The organism is Mycolicibacterium pulveris (assembly GCF_010725725.1).
Lineage (GTDB): Bacteria > Actinomycetota > Actinomycetes > Mycobacteriales > Mycobacteriaceae > Mycobacterium > Mycobacterium pulveris.
In genome coordinates this window covers 195,273-217,731 of the sequence record NZ_AP022599.1, presented here as the reverse complement: position 1 = coordinate 217,731, position 22,459 = coordinate 195,273, and the positions used below count along the sequence as shown (strand labels likewise).

The window sequence follows — 22,459 nt, the reverse complement described above, 5'->3', positions numbered from 1 at the left end:
GCAACAACGCAGGCTGCCACACTTCATGGTTGGCTACTCGCCATCCTCACAACGCCGAGCCAGGAGGCCGCCGATGAGCACCAGCCCAGGGATGTTGTCGCGGGCTGACCTCGAACAGCTGGTGGCCGCCGGCGACGTCGACACGGTGATCGTCGGATTCTGCGACATGCAGGGCCGGCTGACCGGCAAGCGGGTGTCGGGCCGGCTGTTCGTCGAAGAGGTCGCCGAGCACGGCGCGGAATGCTGCAACTACCTGATGGCGGTCGACGTCGAGATGAACACCGTCGACGGCTACCGCATGTCGAGTTGGAACACCGGGTACGGCGACATGGTGATGAGGCCGGACTTCTCGACGCTGCGGCGCGTCCCGTGGCTGCCGGGCACGGCGTTGGTCATCGCCGACCTGTGCTGGCACGACGGCAGCCCGGTGGCCGCCGCGCCGCGCAGCGTGCTCAACCGCCAGATCGACCGGCTGGCCGAGCAGGGCTTGGTGCCCTACGTGGGCACCGAGCTGGAGTTCATGGTGTTCGACGACTCGTTCCGGGACGCGTGGGCGATGGGATATCGCGGGCTGACGCCGGCCTCCGACTACAACGTCGACTACGCGATGCTGGCATCCACGCGCATGGAGCCGCTGCTGCGCGACATCCGGCTCGGCATGACCGCCGCGGGCATGTACTGCGAGGGCGTCAAGGGCGAATGCAACCGCGGTCAGCAGGAGATCGCGTTCCGCTACGACCATGCGCGGATCACCTGTGACAACCACACGATCTACCGCAACGGCGCCAAGGAGATCGCCGACCAGCACGGCAAGAGCCTGACGTTCATGGCGAAGTTCGACCAGCGCGAGGGCAACAGCTGCCACATCCACATCTCGCTGCGCGACACGCAGGGTGCGCCGGTGTTCGCCGATCCCGACGACCGGCTCGGGATGTCGCCGATGTTCCGTAGCTTCATCGCCGGCCAGCTGGCCACGATGCGGGAGTTGACGTTGATGTTCGCGCCGAACATCAACTCCTACAAACGTTTTGTCGACGGTAGTTTCGCGCCGACAGCGATCGCCTGGGGCATCGACAACCGCACGTGTGCGCTGCGGGTCGTCGGCCACGGCCCCCACATGCGGATGGAGAACCGCGCCCCCGGCGGCGACGTGAACCAGTATCTCGCGGTGGCCGCACTGATCGCGGGCGGCATGTACGGCGTGGAACGCCAACTGGAACTCCCGGATCCGGTGCGGGGCAACGCCTATGCGGGCAGCGCCGAGCGGCTGCCGACGACGCTGGCCGAGGCCGCCGAGCTGTTCGGCAAATCCGAGGTGGCCCGGGTGGCGTTCGGCGACGACGTCGTCGAGCACTACCTCAACAACGCCCGGGTGGAACTGGAGGCGTTCAACTCCGCGGTCACCGATTGGGAGAGGATGCGCGGCTTTGAACGGCTCTAGTTATCCGGAGAGCTGGGCCCACGCGTCAGCTGGGGATCGCGAAACCCCCCAGAATCCGGCCGAAATGGGGGAGTTCACGTCTGTTCCCAGCTTGCGCGGGGGCCCACGCGAAGCACGCGGAGACACGGTGCGACCCGTCCTCGGGTTGACCACCTACCTCCAGCAGGCCCAGACCGGCGTCTGGGACGTGCGGGCGAGCTTTCTTCCCGCGATCTACCTCGAAGGCGTCAACCGCGCCGGCGGCATCGCGACGCTGCTGCCTCCCCAGCCCGTCGACGACCGCAGCACCGACCGGTTGCTCGACGGTCTCGACGGGTTGATCATCACCGGCGGTCGCGACGTCATGCCCGAAAGCCACGGCCAGTCGCGCCACCCCGCCACCGACGAGGACGTCGCCGACAACCGGATCCGCGACGCCATGGAGTTCGCGCTGGTGCGCGGGGCCGTGCGGCGCGGGATGCCGCTGCTGGGCATCTGCCGGGGTGCGCAGGTGCTCAACGTCGCGCTGGGCGGCACGCTGCACCAACATCTGCCCGACGTGGTGGGCCACACCCGCCATCAACCGGGCAACGCGGTGTTCTCCACGTCGACGGTGCGCACCGTGCCCGGCACGCGGCTGGCCGCGCTGATCGGCGAGTCATCGGATGCCCAGTGCTACCACCACCAGGCCATCGACCGGCTCGGTGAGGGCCTGATCGTCAGCGCTCAAGCCGACGACGGTGTCATCGAAGCCGTCGAAATTCCAACCGACAACTTCGTTTTGGCGGTGCAGTGGCATCCCGAGGAGCGACTCGACGATCTGCGGCTGTTCGCGGGCGTGGTGCAGGCGGCGGCCGGCTACGCGACTGAAAGGCTCGACGCATGACGACGTCGGAGATCATCAACCCGGCCACCGAGGAGGTGCTGGGCACCGTCGAGCAGACCGACGAGGCAGGAGTCGACGACGCGGTCGCGCGGGCCACGGCGGCGCAGCGCACGTGGGCGCGGCTGGCTCCCGCCGAGCGGGCCGCGGCGTTGCGCGCGTTCGCCGAGGTGGTCGACGCGCATGTCGACGAGCTGGCCGCGCTGGAGGTGGCCAACTCCGGGCACCCGATCGGCAACGCCGAGTGGGAGGCCGGTCACGTGCGCGACGTCCTGCACTACTACGCCGCCAGCCCGGAACGGCTGTCGGGCGAGCAGATCCCCGTGGCCGGTGGACTCGACGTCACGTTTCGCGAACCGCTGGGCGTCGTCGGCGTCATCACCCCGTGGAACTTCCCGATGCCGATCGCGTCGTGGGGGTTCGCGCCCGCGCTCGCGGCGGGCTGCGCCGTGCTCGTCAAACCCGCCGAATGGACCCCGCTGACCACCATCCGGCTGGGCGAACTCGCGGTGGAGGCCGGGCTGCCCGCCGACCTGTTGTGCGTGCTGCCCGGCAAGGGGTCGGTGGTGGGGGAGCGCTTCGTCACCCATCCCGACGTGCGAAAGATCGTGTTCACCGGCTCGACCGAGGTCGGCACTCGCGTGATGGCCGGGGCCGCCGCGCAGGTCAAACGCGTCACCCTGGAGCTGGGCGGAAAGAGCGCCAACATCGTGTTCGACGACTGCGATCTGGAGAAGGCGGCGGCCACCGCACCGTACGGCGTGTTCGACAACGCCGGTCAGGACTGCTGTGCGCGCAGCCGAATCCTGGTGCAGCGCAATGTTTACGACCGGTTCATGGAACTGCTGGAGCCCGCGGTCAAGCGCGTGGTGGTGGGCGACCCGCGCGCTGCGGACACTGAGATGGGGCCGCTGGTGTCCAAGGCGCACCTGCGTTCGGTCGCGTCGTTCGTGCCTGACGACGCGCCCGTGGCGTTCCGCGGTCACGCCCCCTCAGGGCCCGGCTATTGGTTTGCGCCCACGGTGTTGACGCCGACGCGCACCGACCGCACCGTGCGCGAGGAGATCTTCGGCCCCGTCGTGACGGTGCTGCCGTTCGACGACGAGGCCGACGCGATCGCGCTGGCCAACGCCACCCCGTACGGACTGTCCGGGTCGATCTGGACCGACAACCTGTCGCGGGCGGTGCGGGTGTCGCGGGCCGTGGAATCCGGGAACTTGTCGGTCAATTCGCATTCGTCGGTGCGTTACAACACCCCGTTCGGCGGGTTCAAGCAGTCCGGGCTCGGGCGCGAGCTGGGCCCGGACGCGCCGCTGTCGTTCACCGAGACCAAGAACGTGTTCTTCGCCGTCGAGGAGGCCTAGGTGGATCTGACGCAGCGACTGGCCGGCCGCGTGGCGGTGATCACCGGTGCGGCCAGCGGAATCGGTCTGGCCGCCGCCAAGCGCATGCGCGCCGAGGGCGCGACGGTCGTGGTCGGCGACATCGACCCCACCACCGGTAGGCAAGCGGCCGACGAAGTCGGCGGAACCTTTGTGCCGGTGGATGTTTCCGACGAAGCGGCCGTCGACGCGCTGTTCGACACCGCGGCCGACGTCTGCGGCTCGGTCGACATCGCGTTCAACAATGCCGGCATCAGCCCGCCGGAGGACGACCTCATCGAGCACACCGGGCTGGACGCCTGGCAACGCGTGCAGGACGTCAACCTCAAGTCGGTGTTCCTGTGCTGCAAGGCGGCGCTGCGCCACATGGTGCCCAACCGGCGCGGGTCGATCATCAACACCGCCTCGTTTGTCGCGGTGATGGGGTCGGCGACCTCGCAGATCTCCTACACCGCGTCCAAGGGCGGCGTGCTGGCCATGTCGCGCGAACTCGGCGTGCAATACGCGCGCCAAGGCATCCGGGTCAACGCGCTGTGCCCGGGACCGGTGAACACCCCGCTGCTGCGCGAGCTGTTCGCCAAGGACCCGCGACGCGCGGCCCGACGCCTGGTGCACGTGCCGGTCGGCCGGTTTGCCGAACCCGACGAGATCGCCGCCGCGGTGGCGTTTCTGGCCAGCGACGACGCGTCGTTCATCACGGCCTCGACATTCTTGGTCGACGGCGGCATCAGCGGCCACTACGTGACCCCGCTCTAACCCCACATTCCCGCGAGCGGGCGTGTCTGTACCCCGACACGCCGGCATTTCCGCGAGTTCGCGCACGCTCGCTCGGCCCGCGCGGTCAGGCGAGGATGCCCAACTCCTGTGCCCAACTCCTGTGCCCGACGGATGGCCTCACGCCGATCGCTCACCGCGAGCTTGGTAAGTATCGCCGACACGTGGTGGTCGACCGTCTTGACCGAAAGGTACAGCCGCTCAGCGAGTTCGGCATCGTCAGGCCTTCACCGATCATCCGCAACACTTGCACCTGGCGGTCCGTCGATCCCGCGGGGTTGGTCAGTGTCGTGGTCCGGCGGCGGGCCGGGACGGCGCTGGATCCGCCCGCCCGAAGGTGGCGGCGCACCTTGGCGGCGACGGCGGCGGCGCCGACCGTGTCAAGTATGTCGAGGCCGCGCCGCGCCAGACCGGGGTCACCGGAGTCGACGAGTGCCAGCGCCTCCTCATACGGTGTCGAAACCTGGTGAACCGACTAAGCGCTAACCACGCCGGTCCAGGCGGTTTCCGACGATGTGCCGCCCAGCGCCACGGCTGGATTAGATTGGTGGCAGTGGAAACGCGAAGCGACCAGTCAAAGGTGGACCGGGCGGCGTCGGCGCTGGCCGACGTCGACTCTGCCGTGTGGACTCAGCGCTTTGACCTGCTGTCGGACACCAACCGGCTGGAAATTCTGCTGTGCCTGCACCGGGCTCCTGGCATTTTCGTGGGGGACCTCGCCGCAGCACTCGGCCGGTCGGAGAATGCGGTGTCGCAGGCGCTGCGCATCCTGCGCCAGCAGGGTTGGGTGAGCTCGACGCGTATCGGACGATCGGTGAGCTACCGGCTCGAAGACGAGATCGTGCACGACCTGCTGCACTGGATCGGCGCCCGGCACGGCTGACCACGACACCTCGGCGTCGAAGTCGTTTCGAAATGGCGACCCTGCAGGTACCGACGCGCGTTCTCGGCGATCTCGTCACCCCGCTTCGCCGCGGCGGCCAACGCGATACCGACGCCGATCACCAGCAGCCAGCAGGCGAGACCGATCAGCGCAACGAGCATCAGAAGTCCTCCCACGCCGACCGGCGTCGGCGCGCGATGCGACAGTGCGGGGCATCGATTCCGGGATCGTGTGCGGTTCGTGAAATGCGCCGGTCACGCACTCTCGCAGGTCGCCGTCGAGCGGTGGGAACGTGGACGTCGGCCCTGTTATAACAGTCTGACCAGCGGATTTCATTCTGCTTTCAGTTCCGCGGAACCGGCGCGAACGACTCTGGAGCCATTCGATGACCGTCCGGCGCGCAACGCTGAGAGGTGGAGAGATCGAGATGACTGATTCGCATGGACGCGGCACGCGAACCGGACGAGTCGTTCTCGTCTGGCCGTGACGGCTAGCCTGGCGCCGCCGCGAACCCGGTCACACCGCAGAATCGCCCCCGCGCCACTGCCATCTGATGGACGCTGTACTGCGATGACGGTGGAGTTCCGGATTCTCGGCGAGATCGAGGCGTACGTGGACGGGCGACGCCTCGACATCGGTCACGCGCGCCAGCGCTGCGTACTGGTCAGCCTGCTCGTCGACGTCAACCGACCCGTCTCGACGCACCAGCTGATCGACCGAGTATGGGCCGACGAGCCGCCGCACCGGGCGCGGAACACGTTGGCCGCCTACATCTCGCGGGTGCGGCAGCTTCTCGGGGTTACCGACGACGTACAGGTCGTGCGCGGCCCGAGTGGTTACACACTGTCCGCAGAACCGTTGGCGATCGACCTGCACCGGTTCCGGCACTTGGTCTCGGCGGCCCGGTCGGCGACGGATGTCGAAGACACCGCGAGAATGCTCGAACGGGCATTGGCGCTCTGGCGTGGCGAGCCGTTCGCCGTCATCGAGACCCCGTGGGCGAATGGCCTGCGAAACGTTCTCGAGCGCGAGCGGTTCTCGGCGCTCTTGGATCGCAACGACGCCGCCTTGGCCGCCGGCAGGCATGCCGACGTGCTCGCGTCGGCATCCGAGGCGCTCGACGAGAACCCACTCGACGAGCGGTTGGCCGGGCAACTGATGCTGGCGCAGTACCGTGGCGGGCGCCAGGCCGACGCGCTGGACACCTATCGCACAATGCGGCAACGCCTGGTCGACGAACTCGGTGTGGATCCCGGCCCGGCGCTGCGGGCGGTGCACCAACAGATCCTCGACGGTGACCCGCATGTGCCCGCTGCGGTCCCGAAACCCCAGCTGTCGAGCGTGCAAAACCGCCCCGGACTGCCACGCCGCGCCAGCACATTCATCGGACGGCAGCCCGACGTCACCCGCATCTCCGTAGCCGTGAACGACTGCCCGTTGGTGACGCTTACCGGTGCAGGGGGTGTGGGCAAGACACGACTTGCCGTCGAGACGGCCGATCGTATCCGGGAACACTTCGCCGACGGGGTCTGGATCTGCGAGCTGGCGCCGCTCGACGCCGGTGGGTCGGTGAGCCAGGCCGTCGCGGCGGCCCTACGGCTGCAGCCACGCGAGGGCCTCGACTTCGTCGAGACGGTGATCGACCACCTGCGCACGCGCGAACTGCTGCTGGTGGTGGACAACTGTGAGCACGTGCTGGACGACGCGGCGGCTCTGATCGATCGGATCACCCGCCGCTGCCCGCGGGTTTCGGTGCTCACTACCAGCAGGGCGGCGCTCGGCGTCGAGGGCGAGCGAGTACTTCCGGTGGAGCCCCTACCGGAAGAAGACGCCACCGCGCTGTTCGCCGACCGCGCCAAGGCGAGTCGCGGCGACTTCGCCCTCGATCACGAGCCGGTCGGGGCGGTGGCCGAGATCTGCCGCCGGCTCGACGGGTTGCCTCTCGCCATCGAGTTGGCTGCGGCCCGGATGCGCGCGATGAGCAGTCTGGACATCGCGCGCCGGTTGGACCGGCTGCGGCTGTTGAGCGGCGGCGCACGCGGCACCCATCCGCGACACCAGAGCGTCACCGCCACCATCGACTGGTCCTACCGGTTGCTCAGCGTCGCGGAGCAGTCGCTGTTTGAGCGGTTGTCGGTGTTCGCCGGTGGTTTCGACCTGGCAGCGGCGCATGGTGTCTGCGCCGACGACGGCAACGAGGACGACACACTCGACCTGCTCGCCGGGCTGGTGGACAAGTCCATGGTGGTGGTGCGCGGCGGGACCGCCACGACGCGATACGACCTCTTGGAAACACTGCGCGCCTATGGCCGGGAACGACTGCAGGACAAAGGTGTTCGGGAAGACTGTGCGGTACGGCACGCCACATATTTCACCGAACTCCTCGAGCGCGGGGCGGCCGGTGTTCATACCGCGGAGGAACGGTGCTGGGTCGAGCGATTCACCCCGAATGCCCGAAACACATTCACCGCGCCCGACTATGACAATCTGCGCGCGGCGTTCGAACGCTCGATTGCCGTCGGCGACGTCGACCTCGCGCTGCGTCTGGTCACGGCGATGCCCGAACTGCTGCACCTGCGCATCGGCTACCACTCGATCGGGTGGGCCGAACGCGCGGTGGAGGTCGCCGACCCAGAACATCCGCTATATGTCACTGCGGTGGGGGTGGCCGCGCGCGGAAGATGGGTGCTCGGAGAGTTCGCCCGGGCCCGCTCGCTGGCGGAACCGGCGCGAGGGCGCGCGCCCAACCCGGGCGCGTCATACCTCGGCTATCCGGAGGACACGCTCGCCGACGTGGCACTGTACGAGGGCGATGCCGAAGGGGCCCTCCGGCATTACGTGGCCGAGGCAGAACATGCGCGAAGAGACGCCAATCCGTTTCGGCTACTGTGGATTCTCTACAACATCACGATCTGCCACGACGCGCAGCACACCCCCGGCACCGGCATTTCTGCCGCCCAAGAGGCGATGACGCTGGCCGACACGACGGACAATCCGACGGCACGGGCGATGGCACGCTGTGCGTTGGGCCGCGTGCTCAAGTGCTCGGAGCCCGAACGTGCGCTGGACCTGTTCGACGAAGCCGTCGAACTGGCCGGGACGGTGCAGAACAACTGGTTGATCGGCATCGCGTCGACAGAGGGCGCTGCCGTGCGTGCCACTCACGGCGACCCCGCCACCGCCGCGCAATTGTTCATCGAAGTACTCGAGCACTGGGGTCACGGCGGACCGGGAACAGGTGCGCTGCACTGGCTTACGCTGCGATACATCGCCCGGTTCTTCGCGGCACACGGCGCCGACGCGGACGCCATCGCGTTGCACCGCACCATCGTCGAGGCCGGGCAGCAGCCACCGCTCGAGCCTGCGGTGCTCGCGCGTATCGGTGCGCCGGCCGACGGCACGGGCATGACCGGGGCGGAAGCGGTGGATTTCGCCCGCTCCCGCCTGCAGCGGTATCTCTGACACCCAGTTCCCGCGCCACGCCCTCGAGCTCGCGATTCAACGCCGGCACAACATCTGCCGAACCTGCCAGCCGCACCGTTGATCGTGTCAACGTCTGCTCGCCGGAACAAGCCGGCGCGTGCGGCCAACGAAGGACAAGAAATGAACACGAACCCGTCACTCGTCGCCGGGCGCACCCGCCTGCCGGCCGCCGTGCTGGGCTCGGCGGCGATCGCCCTGGCCCTCGGTGCCCTGGCACAGCCCGCTGTGTCACCGGCCGAAGACAACGAGTGGGATGTCGGCGCGTACGACTCCTGCATGAAGTCAGCGGAGAACAGGGCCATAAAAGCGGCGATTACGAACGACTGAGGGACGAGATCAAGTTCTGCTGCCATTCGACCGGCGGCCAGTGGAACCAGACGGGGTCGCAGCTCGGATGCACCGCGCCGCCGATGACCGGTCCCGCACCGCAAGACCCGGGGGTCGAGGCGTCCCGTACCGGTACGGCAGCGCAAGATTCGCCGGTCGGGGCCGGCCCTGTGCCCCAGGGCGTTCCGGTCACCCCGGCGCCGCCCACCACCACCAACACGATCCGGTTCAGCCCAGGGTGGGGGATCGGGTGACGACCTGCGAGGCAGAAGCCTCACCTTGCAGTCGGAGTCGAGGCCCTGGGCGGTGGCCTTGAGGTAGCCGTCGGAGTTGTTGTGCCCGCCCCGGACCGGTGAACAGCCGATTTCACGACGGTACAAGGACTGTCGAACACCGTGGCCGCATCCTGAAGCCGTCGCTCAGCGAGCCTGAAGGAGATGGAGATGACCACTGCCGACGTCGAAGCCGACCGCGCTCTCAAGGCCAAGCACCGCGCCCTGTGGGCGTCCGGTGACTATCCCGCCGTGGCTGCCGAGCTCATTCCCGCGCTCGGTGCGGAGCTGGTCCGCGTCGCCGGGATCACCCGGGGCAGCAGGGTTCTCGACGTCGCTGCCGGGTCGGGTAATGCCGCCATACCGGCCGCAGCAGCGGGCGCGGCGGTCACCGCCAGCGATCTGACGCCCGAGCTCTTCGGCGCCGGCCGCCGCATCGCCGCCCGATGCGGTGTGGACCTGGAATGGGTCGAGGCCGACGCGGAAGCGATGCCGTTCGCCGACGACAGTTTCGATGTGGTGATGTCGTGCGTCGGGGTGATGTTCGCCCCGCACCACCAAACTGCCGCCGATGAACTCGTCCGTGTGGTGCGTCCGGGCGGAACGATCGCGTTGATCAATTGGACGCCCGAGGGATTCATCGGAAAGTTGTTCGAGACGATGAAACCGTATGCGCCACCGCCTCCGCCGGGTGCAGACCCGCCGCCGTTGTGGGGCAACGAAGAGCATGTGCGCACGCTGCTCGGCGCGCGGGTCATCGACCTGACGATGCGGCGCCAGGTGGTCGCGTTCGACCACTGCGCGACCCCGCAGGAATTCCGTGCCTATTGGAAGCGCAACTACGGGCCGACCATCGCCGCGTACATGTTCAACGCCGACGACGGAGACCGGCTCGCCGCACTGGACCGCGACCTGCTCGACTTCCTCACGCAGTGGGATCGCGGCGAACCCGGCCGGGCGCACTGGGACGCCGAGTACCTGTTGGTCACCGCGCGCAAGCGGTAGACGGCTAAGCCGCCCTGGGCGCGCTTACGTGAACACCTGTTCAGCTAGACATATATAGGCGGCGGTTCTACGCTCAGACGGGTGACTGTCCACAACGTCGCCATGCACATGAGCGACGGCATCGTCGACGCCCCGACCTCACTCATCTTCGGGGTCATCGCGGTCGCGGCCGTCGGTCTCAGCGCGGTGAAGGCACGCAACGAACTCGACGAGCGCACGGTCCCGCTGGCCGGCCTCGTCGCCGCGTTCATCTTCGCGGTGCAGATGATCAACTTCCCGATCCTGCCCGGGGTCAGCGGCCACCTGCTGGGCGGTGCACTGGCCGCCATCCTGGTCGGCCCCAACACCGGGGCGCTGTGCATCGCGATCGTGTTGGTGGTGCAGTCGCTGTTGTTCGCCGACGGCGGTGTGACCGCGCTGGGCACCAACATCGTCAACATGGCGGTCATCGGCGTCGCGGCGGGGTACGCGACGGCGGTGGGACTGTTCACCCTTGCCCGCAGGCGCGCGGAGGTGCCCACGGCCGGGCTCGGCGTCGTCGCGTTTATCGCCGCGCTGGTCGGTACCGTCTGTGCGGCAATGGGTTTCGTGCTCGAGTATGCAATCGGCGGCGCGGCGACGACCTCCCTCGGTGCCGTGGCCGGCTACATGTTCGGCACGCATGTGCTGATCGGGGTCGGTGAGGGCCTGATCACCGCGGTGACCGTGGTGGCCGTCGCCCGTGCGCGTCCCGACCTGGTCTACCTGCTGCGCCGGACGCGCGCGGAGGTGCCGGCATGAGCTCGCGGTGGCGGTTCTGGGTGGCATTCGCCGCCGTCACCCTGCTGATCGCCGGCGTTGTCTCCTACTTCGCCAGCTCCAGCCCCGACGGGCTGGACGCCACAACCCTGCGCGGCTGCGAGGTGGCCGAGACGGCCGACGGTGAACAGCTCACGGGGCACTGCATCGCCCAGCATGCCGACGAGCATGCCCTTTCGGGGTCGCCGCTCGCGGACTATGCGATCGGCGGGGTCGGGGGCACCGGCGGGATCGCCGGGGTGATCGGGGTCCTCGTGACCGTGGCGGTGGCGGGTTTGTTGTTCTGGTCGATCGCCCACCGCCGGCGACGAAGTCCGCGGTCGGCGGGTGCCGGTCGGTCGGCCGGGTAGGCGCACGTCCGCCGAAGGTCACATCCCGCCCGAGATTTCGTCGAACTGGGCCGAGACCGGGTTCGTGTACGCCAGCAGGGAGCCGGTGCCCGATTGGACGAACCGCGCGGATACGTAGATTTCGTCAATGCGCCGGCCGGTAGTGCAGCCGACACTTCCGTCGTCGAAGCACTTGTCCTCGTTGAGAAGGTGCTCGGGGATGCTGAGATGGCGGCCGAAGTGAATACCGGCTTGTCCCGCGTACAGGTAGCCACCGGGCGGCCCGGGAGCGCCGATGAATCCGTGGGGTGGGCCGATGCGCGAATCGGGCTCGCCAGGGTCGTCGGCGAACACGATGTAATCCATGCCGCCGCTGGATCCGAGGTTGTCGATTCTGTCGCGGGCCGAGCCCTCGCTCATCGGGAAAACGCCCTGAATCCAGAAGAGCAGGTTTCCCTGGACGGCCGGGTCGGCGCCGCGCAACGTCAGGGTGACCCCAGGGCTCTGCTGCGGAGCCGCGGAGGCCGGCGCAAGCCCGGCCGTCAGCCCGACGGTGGCCGCGATCACGGCCGCCCCGCCCAGCACCGATCCGATGTCCTTCAGTGCGGTCATCTCAACTTCTCCTTTTCGCTCTGGTGGGGCCGACGTACGCCCCCGATGGAACGGTCCAACAATGCTCGACAGCGGTTCGGCGAGGCTTGTTCGTTCGTGAAATGAGCTGGTGTTCGGCGTGCCCGGCTGGAACGAGAAGCTGGGGTGCAGCGCGGGACGATCACCCTACGCCTGAAGATCTGTTCAGCTAGACAGGTAATCGCCCGCGTCCTAGGCTCGGGTCATGGCCGTCATCTTGGTCGCCGCGCACATGAGCGATGCGCTCACGTCGGCGGTGGCAGGATCGTCGTTGCGGGTGATCGGCGACCACCGGCAGGTCGACGACACCGGGGCAAGCCGCAAGGGCGGCCGCAGCCGGCAGCGAAGTCGGCGGTAGATGGGCGCCGGCGCGCACCCCCTCTACCGCCACGGCGACTCGGCGGTGCACCGGGCGCCGGCCGAGGTGAAGATCGTCTGTCTGCTGGTGTTCGTGCTGGCCATTGTCGCCACCCCGCGAGAGATGTTCTGGCCGTACGCCGTCTACGCGGCGATCATCGTGGTGGTCTGGCAGTTCGCGCAGATACCGCTGCGGTGGGTGTTGCCGCGGATGCTGATCGAGGCGCCGTTTGTGGTGCTCGCGGTGTTGCTGCCGTTCGCCGAGGGCGGGGCCCGCGTCGAGGTCGCCGGGCTGCAGCTTTCGGTGAGCGGGCTGTGGGCCGCGTGGGGCATCGTCATCAAGGGCACACTCGGTGTGGCGGCGGCGCTGACCGTCGCCGCCACCACGTCGACAACCGAGTTGCCTGCGGCCTTGAGCCGGTTGGGGGTGCCGGCGGTGGCGACCTCGGTGCTGGTGTTGATGCTGCGCTACGTCGATCTGCTGGCGGCAGAGGCCAGCCGGATGCGGATGGCCCGGATCTCACGGGGTGATTCACCGCGGGCGCTGCATCAGGCCGGTGCCATCGCGAAGGGGATCGGCGCGTTGTTCCTCCGCTCGTACGAGCGCGGCGAGCGGGTCTACGTCGCGATGCTGTCCCGGGGATTCGACGGCAATGCACCGGATCTGGCGGTCATCGGCGCGCCGCCGCGGGCCGCCGCCGCGCAGTGGGCGGTCGCGCTGATCCCGGCGTATGCCGCCGTCACGGTGGCGGTGCTGGCGTGGATGATGCGATGACGGCGATCCGCATCGAAGCGTTGCGTTACGTCTATCCGGACGGGCAGGTGGCGCTCGACGGCGTCGACCTGACCGTCGCGCCCGGTGAGCGGATCGCGGTGCTCGGGCCCAACGGCGCAGGCAAGACCACGTTGATGCTGCACCTCAACGGCGTGCTCACCGCCACCTCCGGTACGGTCGAGATCTGCGGCATTCCGTTGCACCGCAAGACTGTTCAAGAGCTACGTCGCCGGGTCGGGCTGGTGTTCCAAGACCCGGACGACCAGCTGTTCATGCCGACCGTCGCCCAGGACGTCGCGTTCGGGCCGGCCAACTTCGGCTTGCACGGCGACGCGCTGGCCGCCCGGGTCAGCCGGGCGCTGCAGGCCGTGTCGCTGACCGAGCACGCCGAACGCACCCCAACGCATCTGTCCGCCGGGCAGCGCAGGCGCGCCGCGCTCGCAACCGTGCTGGCCTGCGAGCCCGACATCCTGGTCCTCGACGAGCCGTCGGCCAACCTCGATCCCGTCGCGCGCCGGGAGCTGGCCGAGACGCTGGCCGGGCTCGACGCCACCATGCTGATTGTCACCCACGACCTGCCCTACGCCGCGCAGCTGTGCCAGCGCGCGGTCGTGATGGATCGCGGTGTCGTCGTCGCCGACGGGCCTGTCACCGAGATCCTCTCGGACGCAGAGCTGCTCGCCGTGCACCGCCTCGAGTTACCGTGGGGTTTCTCGGTCACCACCTAGCCGCCCTTACCCGCGAGCAGACGCATACACCCCCAAAAGTGCCGCGATTTGGGGGTGTATGCGTCTGCTCGCGGGAAATAACGCTAGTGCCGCTTCGACGGCGGCCACGACGGCTCACCGCACAACGCCAGCAACGCGTTCTCGACGACTTCGGGCAGCGCGGGATGGATCCAGTACTGCCCGCGCGCCATGTCCTGGGCGGGCAGGCCGAAACTCATCGCCTGGATCAGTGGCTGGATCAGCGACGACGCCTGATGACCCATGATGTGCGCGCCCAGGATGAGGCCGGTGTCACCGTCGACGATCACCTTGGCGATGCCGGTGGTGTCTTCCATCGCCCACCCGTAGGCGACGTCAGCGTAGTCTTGAACCTTGACCCGAACGTCGAAACCCTGTGCCCGCGCCTGGTTCTCGGTGAGCCCCACGCTGGCGATCTGCGGGTCGGTGAACACCGCCCACGGCACGTAGCGGTGGTCGGACGGCATCAGCGCGTCGGTGTCGTCCCAGTCCTGCAGCAGGTTGTGCCGCACCACCCGGGCTTCGTGATTGGCGACGTGCTTGAGTTGATACTGCGACGACACGTCACCGAGCGCGAAAACACCACGTGCCGTGGTCCTCTGGTACTCGTCGACGACGACGCGACCATCGCCGGTCACCTTGACCCCGGCTTGTTCGGCGTCGAGCAGGTCACCGTTGGGTACCCGTCCGGTCGCCACCAGCAGCGCGTCGCCCCGCACTCTGGTGCCGTCCTGGCAGGTGATCTCGATGCCTTCTCCGATCTGCCGCGCGTCGACGACCTCATGGTGGTCGCGGATCGCCCACTTCTTGGCGGCCAGATCGGTGAAGCGCATGGTGATGTCGTCGTCGTGGCCGCTGAGCAGCGTGCTGCCGCGCAACATCAGGGTGACGTGGCTGCCCAGCGCGGAGAAGATGTGCGCGAACTCGCAGGCGACGAAGCCGCCGCCGACGATGATCAGATGCTCTGGGACGTCTTGGATTCGCATGATGGTGTCGCTGGTGTGGTACGGCACCCCGCACTCGGCGATGGCGTCGGGGACCACCGCCCGCGACCCCGCCGCGATCACGACCTGATCGGCGGTGAACTCGTCGCCGTCGTCGGTACGCAGCGTGTGGCGACCGTCGGGCCGGGGCGGCCCGAACCGGGTGTGGCTGGCGAACACCTCGACGTTGGGAGACGCGCGGCGGTAGTTCTCGCCGCTGACGGCGATCGGGTCGATGCGCCCGAAGACGCGCGAGACGATATCGGGCCACCGCACCCCGTCGATGCGGGCATCGACTCCGTAACGCGATGATTCCCTGGCGTTTTGGGCCACATCGGCGGCGTACACGAACATCTTCGTCGGAATGCAGCCAACGTTGAGGCAGGTGCCGCCGAACACCGCCTTCTCACAGATCGCCACCCTCTTGTCGGTATAGCGTTCGTCGAGGATCGAGTTGCCCGAACCGGTGCCGATGATCGCGATGTCGAAGTTGGCCATGGTGTTCATCCTCGTTCGGATTGGCTGGCGGGGTCGGCGGTTGCGTCGATGTACCAGTCGAGCCAGCGGTCGAGTTCGTGGTAGGCCTGCCGGCGCGCCACTGGCACCGACAGGAACACGTCATGCTTGGCGTCGGTGATCGGCACGATCGTGCTTCGGTTGCCGATACAGCCGGCCCACCGGGCGATCTGGCCCACATCAAGCACGGCGTCGCCGCGTTGAATGTTCTCGACCTGATCGGCGGCCTCGGTCACGCTGCGGTCCGAACGCAGGATGAGGTTCGGCACGCCGACGTCGAGCCCGCGCTGCAGCCGAGCCTGTCCGCGCCGGATGGCGTGGATCCAGCCCAGCATCACCGGAAAGCCGCCGACCGGTTTCCATTTCAGGTCGTAGTCGAACTCGCCGTAGTAGTCGCGATGCAGGGTGGTGCCGTAGCCGCCCTCGGTGGGACGGCGCACCACCATGCGCTTGCGCCACCGCGACGCCACCCTGATGGCCGCCGTCGTCGGCGCCGCCCGCAGAATCGCCGGGCCCTGCAGATCCAGCCACGGGCTGTTGAGGATCAGCCCGGCCACCCGGTTCTGCGCGGTCAAGCCCCGCCGGCGCAACCGGTCCAGCCACAGCGACACGATCAGCCCGCCCGCGGAATGGCCGTAGACGAGCACGCGCGACCGGTCCAGCTCGGCGTTCATGATCTCGAGCGCACGTTCGAGTTCGGTGTCGTAGCGGGTCAAATCGGTGGTGAAGTGCGGGGTCTGCCCTTCCCGCCAGGACCGGCCGCATTTGTGCAGATCCAGCGCGTAGAACGCGAAGCCGCGCGCGGCGAAATGCTCGGCGAGTTCGGTGTTGAAGAAGTAGTCGGTGTAGCCGTGCACCACCAGCACGGCGCGCGTCGTCGACGGGTCGGCGGCTTCGCTGCGCACGAGGGTGGCGACGAGCTCGCCTTCCCCGTCCGGGTCGGCGCCGAGCCTCATCGAATACTGCAGGTAACCAGGCAGCACATCGGCCTGCCATTCGGGCACGGTTGCAACCTTAGTCGGCGACATACGGTCGGCGGTTTCCCGCAAACGCGGCGGGCTAACCTGAGAGGACTGTGCCGACCACGGAGGACTACGACCAGTGCCTGACCACGTACCGACAGCGGTGGCCGCGCAATGACCGTCGCGCTGCGTCGCAGTTGGGCCAAGGATCTCGACGCCGCGACGCTCTACGAGCTGCTCAAGCTGCGGGTCGAGGTGTTCGTCGTGGAGCAGGCCACTCCCTATCCGGAACTCGACGGTCGTGACCTGCTCGCCGAAACCCGGCACTTCTGGTTGGAGGGCGTCGACGACGAGGTCATCTGCACGCTGCGGCTGATGGAGGAACATCCGGGCGGGCAGAAAGGATTTCGGGTCGGCCGAGTCTGCACCAAACGCGAAGCGCGCGGCCAGGGGCACGCCACCCGGCTGCTGCAGGCCGCGCTGGCCGAAGTCGGCGACTACCCGTGCCGTGTCGACGCACAGACCTATCTCGAGGAGATGTATGCCCAACACGGGTTCGTCCGTGACGGCGACGAGTTTCTCGATGACGGCATACCGCATGTACCGATGGTGAAGTCATGACTTATCCGTTCAGCGCGATCGTCGGCCACGACCAACTACGGCTGGCCTTGGTGTTGTGCGCGATTCGCCCGGACATCGGCGGGGTGCTGATCCGCGGCGAGAAGGGCACCGCGAAGTCGACCGCCGTGCGCGGGCTGGCCGCGGTCCTGGCCGCCGTCGACGAGGGGGCGTCGCTGGTCGAGTTGCCGATCGGCGCCACCGAAGACCGAGTGGTCGGTTCTCTTGATCTGCAGAAGGTGTTGCGCGACGGCGAGCACGCGTTCTCGCCGGGCCTGCTGGCCCGCGCCCACGGCGGTGTGCTGTACGTCGACGAGGTCAACCTGCTGCACGATCACCTGGTCGACGTGCTGCTCGACGCGGCCGCGATGGGCCGGGTGCACATCGAACGCGACGGCGTCTCGCACAGCCACGACGCCCGCTTCGTGCTCATCGGCACCATGAATCCCGAAGAGGGCGAACTGCGTCCGCAGCTGTTGGACCGGTTCGGCCTCACCGTCGACGTGCGCGCCTCCCGCGACGTCGACGTGCGTGTCGACGTCATCCGGCAGCGGATGGCCTACGAGGCCGATCCCGCCGGGTTCGCCGAGGCCTACGCCGCCGAGGACGCCGAGTTGGCGCGGCGCATCGCGGCAGCCCGCGCGGCGGTGGGCTCGGTGGCCTTGCCCGAACACGAGTTGCGCCGGATCGCGGCGCTGTGCGCGGCATTCGACGTCGACGGGATGCGGGCCGATCTCGTCGTCGCGCGGACGGCGGTGGCCCATGCTGCGTGGCGCGGCGCGGACACCGTTGCCGAAGAAGACATTCGGGTGGCCGCCGAATTGGCGCTGCCACACCGTCGTCGTCGCGATCCGTTCGACGACCCCGGGCTGGATCCCGAACAACTCGATCAAGCGTTGGAGGACGCAGGCCAATCCGCTGAGCCGGAACAGGACTCGGAACCAGACCCCGACCCGGACCCGGATCCGGATCCGGATCCGTCCGGTGGTGGTCAAGCGGTGTCGGAAGACGCTGGGCCACAGGGCAACGCCGGCTTGAGTGCCGGCCGGCCGAGCGCGTCACCGTCGCCGGTGTACCGGACCCGCTCGCTGGTGGTGCCGGGGGTGGGGGAGGGCACACCTGGTCGGCGATCGCGGGCGCGTAACCGCACCGGCAAGACGATCGCACCGACGGCCGACAAGGAAGCCGGTCACGGCGTGCACGTGTTCGGCACGCTGCTGGCCGCCGCGGAACGGCAACGAACCCCCGGGCGGCCACGGCCCCAGGCCGACGACGTGCGTCGTGCCATCCGCGAAGGCCGGGAGGGCAACCTGGTGATCTTCGTCGTCGACGCCTCGGGGTCGATGGCGGCGCGCGACCGGATGGCCGCGGTCGGCGGCGCCGCGCTGTCGCTGCTGCGCGATGCCTATCAGCGTCGAGACAAGGTCGCCGTGATCACGTTCCGCCAACAGGACGCTCAGGTGTTGCTGCCGCCGACGTCGTCGGTGCACATCGCCAGCCGTCGGCTGGCTCGCTTCGACACCGGCGGGAAAACACCGCTGGCGCAAGGCTTGTTGGCCGCCCGCGATGTGGTGGTCCGGGAGAAGGCGCGCGACCGCGCGCGACGCAGCCTGGTGGTGGTGCTCACCGACGGACGCGCCACCGGGGGCCCCGACCCGCTGGGACGGGCGCGCGAGGCGGCCGCGCGGTTGGTGGCCGAGGGCGCGGCTTCCGTTGTAATCGACTGCGAAACCTCCTACGTACGCCTGGGTTTGGCCGAGCAGCTGGCTGATCATCTCGGCGCGCCGACGGTACGGCTGGCCCAGCTGCGCGCCGACAACCTCACCGACGTGATCCGCACCGCCGCCTGACGCGATAGGGGAGAGTCCAACATGCCTCAGGGCCAACCGCTCACCGTCCCCGACGACGGGCTGACCACCCGAGCCCGTCGCAACGCCCCGGTGCTGGCGGTGCACACCGGCGCGGGTAAGGGAAAGTCCACCGCCGCATTCGGCATGGCCTTGCGGGCGTGGAACCAGGGCTTCGACATCGCGGTTTTCCAGTTCGTCAAGAGCGCCAAGTGGAAGGTGGGCGAGGAGGCGGCGTTCCGTCAGCTCGGCCGGCTCCACGACGAGCAGGGGGTCGGCGGTCCTGTCCAGTGGCACAAGATGGGCTCGGGCTGGTCCTGGACACGCAAACACGGCAGCGACGAGGACCACGCCGCGGCGGCCGCGGACGGCTGGGCCGAGATCGCGCGTCGCCTCGCCGAGGAGCGCCACGATTTCTATGTGCTCGACGAGTTCACCTACCCGCTGAAGTGGGGCTGGGTCGACGTCGAGGAGGTTGTCGCCACGCTGGCGGCGCGGCCGGGCAAGCAGCACGTGGTCATCACCGGCCGTGACGCGCCCGCGCTGCTGCTGGACGCCGCCGACCTGGTGACCGAGATGACGAAGGTCAAGCACCCCATGGACGTGGGTCGTAAGGGCCAGAAGGGCATCGAGTGGTGAGGGCCGGGCCCCCTTCCTCGCGAGGGTGCGTGTCTGCGGACGACACGCCGCAGTCTGGCCTAACTTTGCGCACGCTCGCGGCGCTGGGGTGGTCGGCGACGACCGCCGCGAGGCCGGCGAGGCCAGGGACGACAGGGACGACAGGGCCTCCGCGAGCGTGCGTGAACTCGCCCCATTCCCCGGCGTGTCGCCCGCAGACACGCACCCTCGCGGAAAAGGGGAGAGGGCAGCCGTGAGCACGCCCGCGGTGGTCATCGCCGCGCCGGCGTCGGGCAGCGGGAAGACCACCGTGGCAACGGGTTTGATGGGGGCGCTGCGCCGCGCCGGACACGCGGTGGCGCCGTTCAAGGTAGGCCCCGACTACATCGACCCCGGTTACCACACGCTGGCCGCCGGCCGGCCCGGGCGCAACCTCGACCCGGTGCTGGTCGGCGAGCACCTGATCGGCCCGCTGTACCGGCACGGCAGCGCGGGCGCCGACATCGCGGTCGTCGAAGGCGTCATGGGGCTGTTCGACGGGCGGATCGACAACGCCAACCCGTCGGGCACCGCGGCGGGCTCCACCGCCCAGGTCGCGAGCACGCTCGGCGCACCGGTGATCCTGGTCGTCGACGCCCGCGGCCAAAGCCACAGCATCGCCGCGCTGGTGCACGGCTTTTCGACGTTCGATCGCTCGGTGCGCATCGCCGGGGTGATCCTCAACCGCGTCGGATCGGCCCGGCACGAGGAAGTGCTGCGTCAGGCGTGTGAGCACGCGGGTGTCCCGGTGTTCGGCGCCATTCCGCGCACCACTGAACTATCGGTGCCCTCAAGGCATCTCGGGCTCATCACGGCCGTCGAGCACGGCGAGCGGGCGCGGGCCGCGGTCGACGCGATGATCGCTCTGGTGGGCCGCCACGTCGATCTCATCGGTCTCGAGAAGGTGGCCGCCAGCCGCGTCGGCGACCCGCCCTGGGATCCCGCGGTGGCCGCGCCCGCCGACACCGGCGGAACCGACGTCACCGTGGCGTTCGCCTCCGGCAAGGCGTTCAGCTTCGGGTATGCCGAACACCGGGAACTGCTGGCGGCCGCGGGAGCCGAGGTGGTCGAGTTCGATCCGCTGAGCGATCCGTTGCCGCCGGACACCGACGCGCTGGTGATCCCCGGCGGGTTCCCCGAGCAGTTCAGCACCGAGCTGTCTGCCAACGACCCTGTGCGCCAGCAGATAAAGGCGCTCGCGGCGACCGGTGCACCCGTACACGCCGAGTGCGCGGGCCTGACCTATCTGGTCGACGAACTCGACGGATACCCGATGTGCGGGGCGCTGTCCGGTTCGGCGCGCTTCACCGACCGGCTCACCTTGGGCTACCGGCAGGGCGTCGTCGTCACCGACTCGTCGCTGCACCGCACCGGCGAGCGGGTCATGGGTCACGAATTCCACCGCACGACAGTGCAGTTCACCGACGGCTACCCGCCGGCGTGGATATTCGCGGGCAACGATGTGCCCGCCGTGCGCGACGGCGCCGTCGACGCCGGTGTGCACGCCGGCTATCTGCACACCCACCCGGCCGCGCACCCGCGGGCGATCGCCCGTTTCGTCGCCGCGGCCGCAACCTCTAGGCTCGCACGGTGAGCGAGATCGCCTACCTCGTCGGCCTGCGCCTGACCGGCAAGAAAGTCGTCGTCGTCGGCGGCGGGTCCGTGGCGCAGCGCAGGCTGCCGCTGCTGGTGGCCAGCGGGGCCGACGTGCACGTCATCACCCCCGCCGCCACCCCGGCCGTCGAGGCCATGAGCCGACAGCGACCCGGAATCACGCTGGAGCTCAGGGAATTCCGCGAAGACGACCTCGACGGGGCGTGGTACGTCATCGCGGCCACCAACGACGCCGCCGTCAACGCCGCCGTCGTCGCCGAGGCCGAACGCCACCGCATCTTCTGCGTGCGCGCCGACGTGGCCAGGGAGGGCACGGCGGTGACACCGGCGTCGTTCGAGTACGAGGGCCTCTCGGTCGGCGTGCTGGCCGGCGGAGAGCACCGGCGCTCGGCGGCCATCCGGTCGGCCATCCACGAGGCGATGCAGAGCGGGCTGATCGCCCCCGGCGACACGCCCGGCGTCGTGCAGGGCGGCATCGCGCTGGTCGGCGGCGGACCCGGCGACCCCGAGCTGATCACCGTCCGCGGGCGGCGGCTGCTCTCGCACGCCGACGTCGTCGTGGCCGACCGGCTGGCGCCGCAGGACCTGCTCGCCGAACTGGCGCCGCACGTCGAGGTGATCGACGCCGCCAAGATCCCCTACGGGCGCGCGATGGCCCAGGACGCGATCAACAACGTCCTCATCGAAAGGGCGAAGGCAGGCAAGTTCGTGGTGCGGCTCAAGGGCGGCGATCCGTTCGTGTTCGCGCGGGGCTACGAAGAGGTGCTGGCCTGTGCCGAGGCGGGGATACCCGTCACGGTCGTGCCCGGCGTGACGAGCGCCATAGCGGTCCCCGCGCTGGCGGGCGTTCCCGTCACACATCGCGGCGTCACACACGAGTTCGTGGTGGTCAGCGGCCATGTTGCGCCCGGGCACCCCGAATCGTTAGTGAATTGGGATGCGCTGGCCGCGATGTCCGGCACGATCGTTTTGCTGATGGCGGTCGAACGCATCGAGTTGTTCAGCAAGGCGTTGCTGGCAGGCGGTCGACCTGCGGATACTCCGGTGTTGGTGGTGCAGCACGGCACCACCGCGTCCCAGCGAACGTTGCGGGCGACGCTGGCCGACGCGCCGGCCCGGATCCGCGAGGAAGGAATTCGGCCGCCGGCGATCATCGTGATCGGCGCGGTGGCGGCTTTCGGCGGTTAAAGGATTCCTA

22 protein-coding genes are annotated in these 22,459 nt (G+C 68.9%); 18 read left to right on the top strand and 4 right to left on the bottom strand.

Features of this window, described 5'->3' with window-relative positions; all coding sequences use genetic code 11:
* Positions 1-73: 73 nt before the first annotated feature.
* The 4 genes from G6N28_RS01300 to G6N28_RS01285 all read left to right on the top strand — a co-directional run bounded on the left by G6N28_RS01300 (position 74) and on the right by G6N28_RS01285 (position 4,441).
* Positions 74-1,441, top strand: a complete 1,368-nt coding sequence (locus G6N28_RS01300) for a glutamine synthetase family protein (protein ID WP_163896678.1) — start codon at positions 74-76, stop codon at positions 1,439-1,441.
* Positions 1,442-1,568: 127 nt separating this feature from the next.
* Complete coding sequence (locus G6N28_RS01295) at positions 1,569-2,306, top strand: gamma-glutamyl-gamma-aminobutyrate hydrolase family protein (protein ID WP_308207215.1); 738 nt, start codon at positions 1,569-1,571, stop codon at positions 2,304-2,306.
* A complete protein-coding gene (locus tag G6N28_RS01290; protein ID WP_163896676.1) occupies positions 2,303-3,667 on the top strand; it encodes an aldehyde dehydrogenase family protein in 1,365 nt (454 codons plus the stop codon). Before G6N28_RS01295 ends, G6N28_RS01290 begins: the two co-directional genes overlap by 4 nt.
* Positions 3,668-4,441: a 3-oxoacyl-ACP reductase gene (locus G6N28_RS01285; RefSeq protein ID WP_163896675.1), complete on the top strand. Its 774-nt coding sequence runs from the start codon at positions 3,668-3,670 to the stop codon at positions 4,439-4,441. It begins immediately after the preceding gene.
* Here the strand turns inward: G6N28_RS01285 and G6N28_RS26950 are convergent.
* The gene (locus G6N28_RS26950) at positions 4,438-4,623 is read right to left on the bottom strand and encodes a hypothetical protein (protein WP_235674435.1); all 186 of its coding nucleotides are present in this window, start codon (positions 4,621-4,623) and stop codon (positions 4,438-4,440) included. The genes G6N28_RS01285 and G6N28_RS26950 overlap by 4 nt on opposite strands.
* 380 nt (positions 4,624-5,003) lie before the next feature.
* Between G6N28_RS26950 and G6N28_RS01275 the strand changes: the two genes are divergently transcribed.
* The 6 genes from G6N28_RS01275 (at position 5,004) to G6N28_RS01250 (ending at position 11,577) form a co-directional block, all read left to right on the top strand.
* A complete protein-coding gene (locus G6N28_RS01275; protein WP_163905710.1) occupies positions 5,004-5,342 on the top strand; it encodes an ArsR/SmtB family transcription factor in 339 nt (112 codons plus the stop codon).
* A 570-nt stretch (positions 5,343-5,912) separates the two neighbouring features.
* A complete protein-coding gene (locus tag G6N28_RS01270) occupies positions 5,913-8,804 on the top strand; it encodes an AfsR/SARP family transcriptional regulator (protein WP_163896674.1) in 2,892 nt (963 codons plus the stop codon).
* Between the two features lie 141 nt (positions 8,805-8,945).
* Positions 8,946-9,152: a hypothetical protein gene (locus tag G6N28_RS01265; protein ID WP_163896673.1), complete on the top strand. Its 207-nt coding sequence runs from the start codon at positions 8,946-8,948 to the stop codon at positions 9,150-9,152.
* A 443-nt stretch (positions 9,153-9,595) separates the two neighbouring features.
* A complete protein-coding gene (locus tag G6N28_RS01260) occupies positions 9,596-10,429 on the top strand; it encodes a class I SAM-dependent methyltransferase (RefSeq protein WP_163896672.1) in 834 nt (277 codons plus the stop codon).
* 102 nt (positions 10,430-10,531) lie between these two features.
* On the top strand, positions 10,532-11,209 hold the full coding sequence (locus G6N28_RS01255) for an energy-coupling factor ABC transporter permease (protein WP_163905692.1): 678 nt from the start codon (positions 10,532-10,534) through the stop codon (positions 11,207-11,209).
* The gene (locus tag G6N28_RS01250; RefSeq protein WP_163896671.1) at positions 11,206-11,577 is read left to right on the top strand and encodes a PDGLE domain-containing protein; all 372 of its coding nucleotides are present in this window, start codon (positions 11,206-11,208) and stop codon (positions 11,575-11,577) included. Before G6N28_RS01255 ends, G6N28_RS01250 begins: the two co-directional genes overlap by 4 nt.
* An 18-nt stretch (positions 11,578-11,595) precedes the next feature.
* Here the strand turns inward: G6N28_RS01250 and G6N28_RS01245 are convergent, their stop codons facing one another.
* Positions 11,596-12,168 carry a hypothetical protein gene (locus G6N28_RS01245; RefSeq protein WP_163896670.1) on the bottom strand — a complete coding sequence of 191 codons (573 nt, stop codon included), beginning with the start codon at positions 12,166-12,168 and terminating at the stop codon, positions 11,596-11,598.
* Between the two features lie 223 nt (positions 12,169-12,391).
* On the opposite strand from G6N28_RS01245, the gene G6N28_RS01240 reads away from it, so the two are divergent.
* From G6N28_RS01240 to G6N28_RS01230, 3 genes are read left to right on the top strand one after another with little or no spacing between them, the layout of a single operon-like run.
* Positions 12,392-12,544 (top strand): hypothetical protein, encoded by a 153-nt coding sequence (locus tag G6N28_RS01240; protein ID WP_163896669.1) that lies wholly within the window; start codon positions 12,392-12,394, stop codon positions 12,542-12,544.
* Positions 12,545-13,318 carry a cobalt ECF transporter T component CbiQ gene (gene cbiQ / locus G6N28_RS01235; RefSeq protein ID WP_163896668.1) on the top strand — a complete coding sequence of 258 codons (774 nt, stop codon included), beginning with the start codon at positions 12,545-12,547 and terminating at the stop codon, positions 13,316-13,318.
* Complete coding sequence (locus G6N28_RS01230; protein ID WP_163905690.1) at positions 13,315-14,046, top strand: energy-coupling factor ABC transporter ATP-binding protein; 732 nt, start codon at positions 13,315-13,317, stop codon at positions 14,044-14,046. Before cbiQ ends, G6N28_RS01230 begins: the two co-directional genes overlap by 4 nt.
* Positions 14,047-14,129: 83 nt before the next feature.
* On the opposite strand, the gene mtr is transcribed toward G6N28_RS01230, so the two are convergent.
* Together mtr and G6N28_RS01220 are read right to left on the bottom strand one after the other, a co-directional pair.
* Positions 14,130-15,545: a mycothione reductase gene (mtr, locus tag G6N28_RS01225; RefSeq protein WP_163896667.1), complete on the bottom strand. Its 1,416-nt coding sequence runs from the start codon at positions 15,543-15,545 to the stop codon at positions 14,130-14,132.
* 5 nt (positions 15,546-15,550) lie between these two features.
* Positions 15,551-16,567 (bottom strand): alpha/beta hydrolase, encoded by a 1,017-nt coding sequence (locus G6N28_RS01220; RefSeq protein ID WP_235674434.1) that lies wholly within the window; start codon positions 16,565-16,567, stop codon positions 15,551-15,553.
* A 132-nt stretch (positions 16,568-16,699) separates the two neighbouring features.
* On the opposite strand from G6N28_RS01220, the gene G6N28_RS01215 reads away from it, so the two are divergent.
* From G6N28_RS01215 to cobA, 5 genes are all read left to right on the top strand, one after another.
* Positions 16,700-17,146 carry a GNAT family N-acetyltransferase gene (locus G6N28_RS01215; RefSeq protein WP_163896665.1) on the top strand — a complete coding sequence of 149 codons (447 nt, stop codon included), beginning with the start codon at positions 16,700-16,702 and terminating at the stop codon, positions 17,144-17,146.
* Positions 17,143-18,993 (top strand): magnesium chelatase subunit D family protein, encoded by a 1,851-nt coding sequence (locus G6N28_RS01210; protein WP_163896664.1) that lies wholly within the window; start codon positions 17,143-17,145, stop codon positions 18,991-18,993. The genes G6N28_RS01215 and G6N28_RS01210 overlap by 4 nt, the downstream gene beginning before the upstream one ends.
* A 21-nt stretch (positions 18,994-19,014) precedes the next feature.
* Positions 19,015-19,629 (top strand): cob(I)yrinic acid a,c-diamide adenosyltransferase, encoded by a 615-nt coding sequence (gene cobO, locus G6N28_RS01205; protein WP_163896663.1) that lies wholly within the window; start codon positions 19,015-19,017, stop codon positions 19,627-19,629.
* Between the two features lie 232 nt (positions 19,630-19,861).
* Positions 19,862-21,241, top strand: coding sequence for a cobyrinic acid a,c-diamide synthase CobB (locus G6N28_RS01200; RefSeq protein WP_163896662.1), 1,380 nt, complete (start codon positions 19,862-19,864; stop codon positions 21,239-21,241).
* Complete coding sequence (cobA, locus tag G6N28_RS01195; RefSeq protein ID WP_163896661.1) at positions 21,238-22,449, top strand: uroporphyrinogen-III C-methyltransferase; 1,212 nt, start codon at positions 21,238-21,240, stop codon at positions 22,447-22,449. The genes G6N28_RS01200 and cobA overlap by 4 nt, the downstream gene beginning before the upstream one ends.
* The last annotated feature ends 10 nt before the right edge of the window (positions 22,450-22,459 follow it).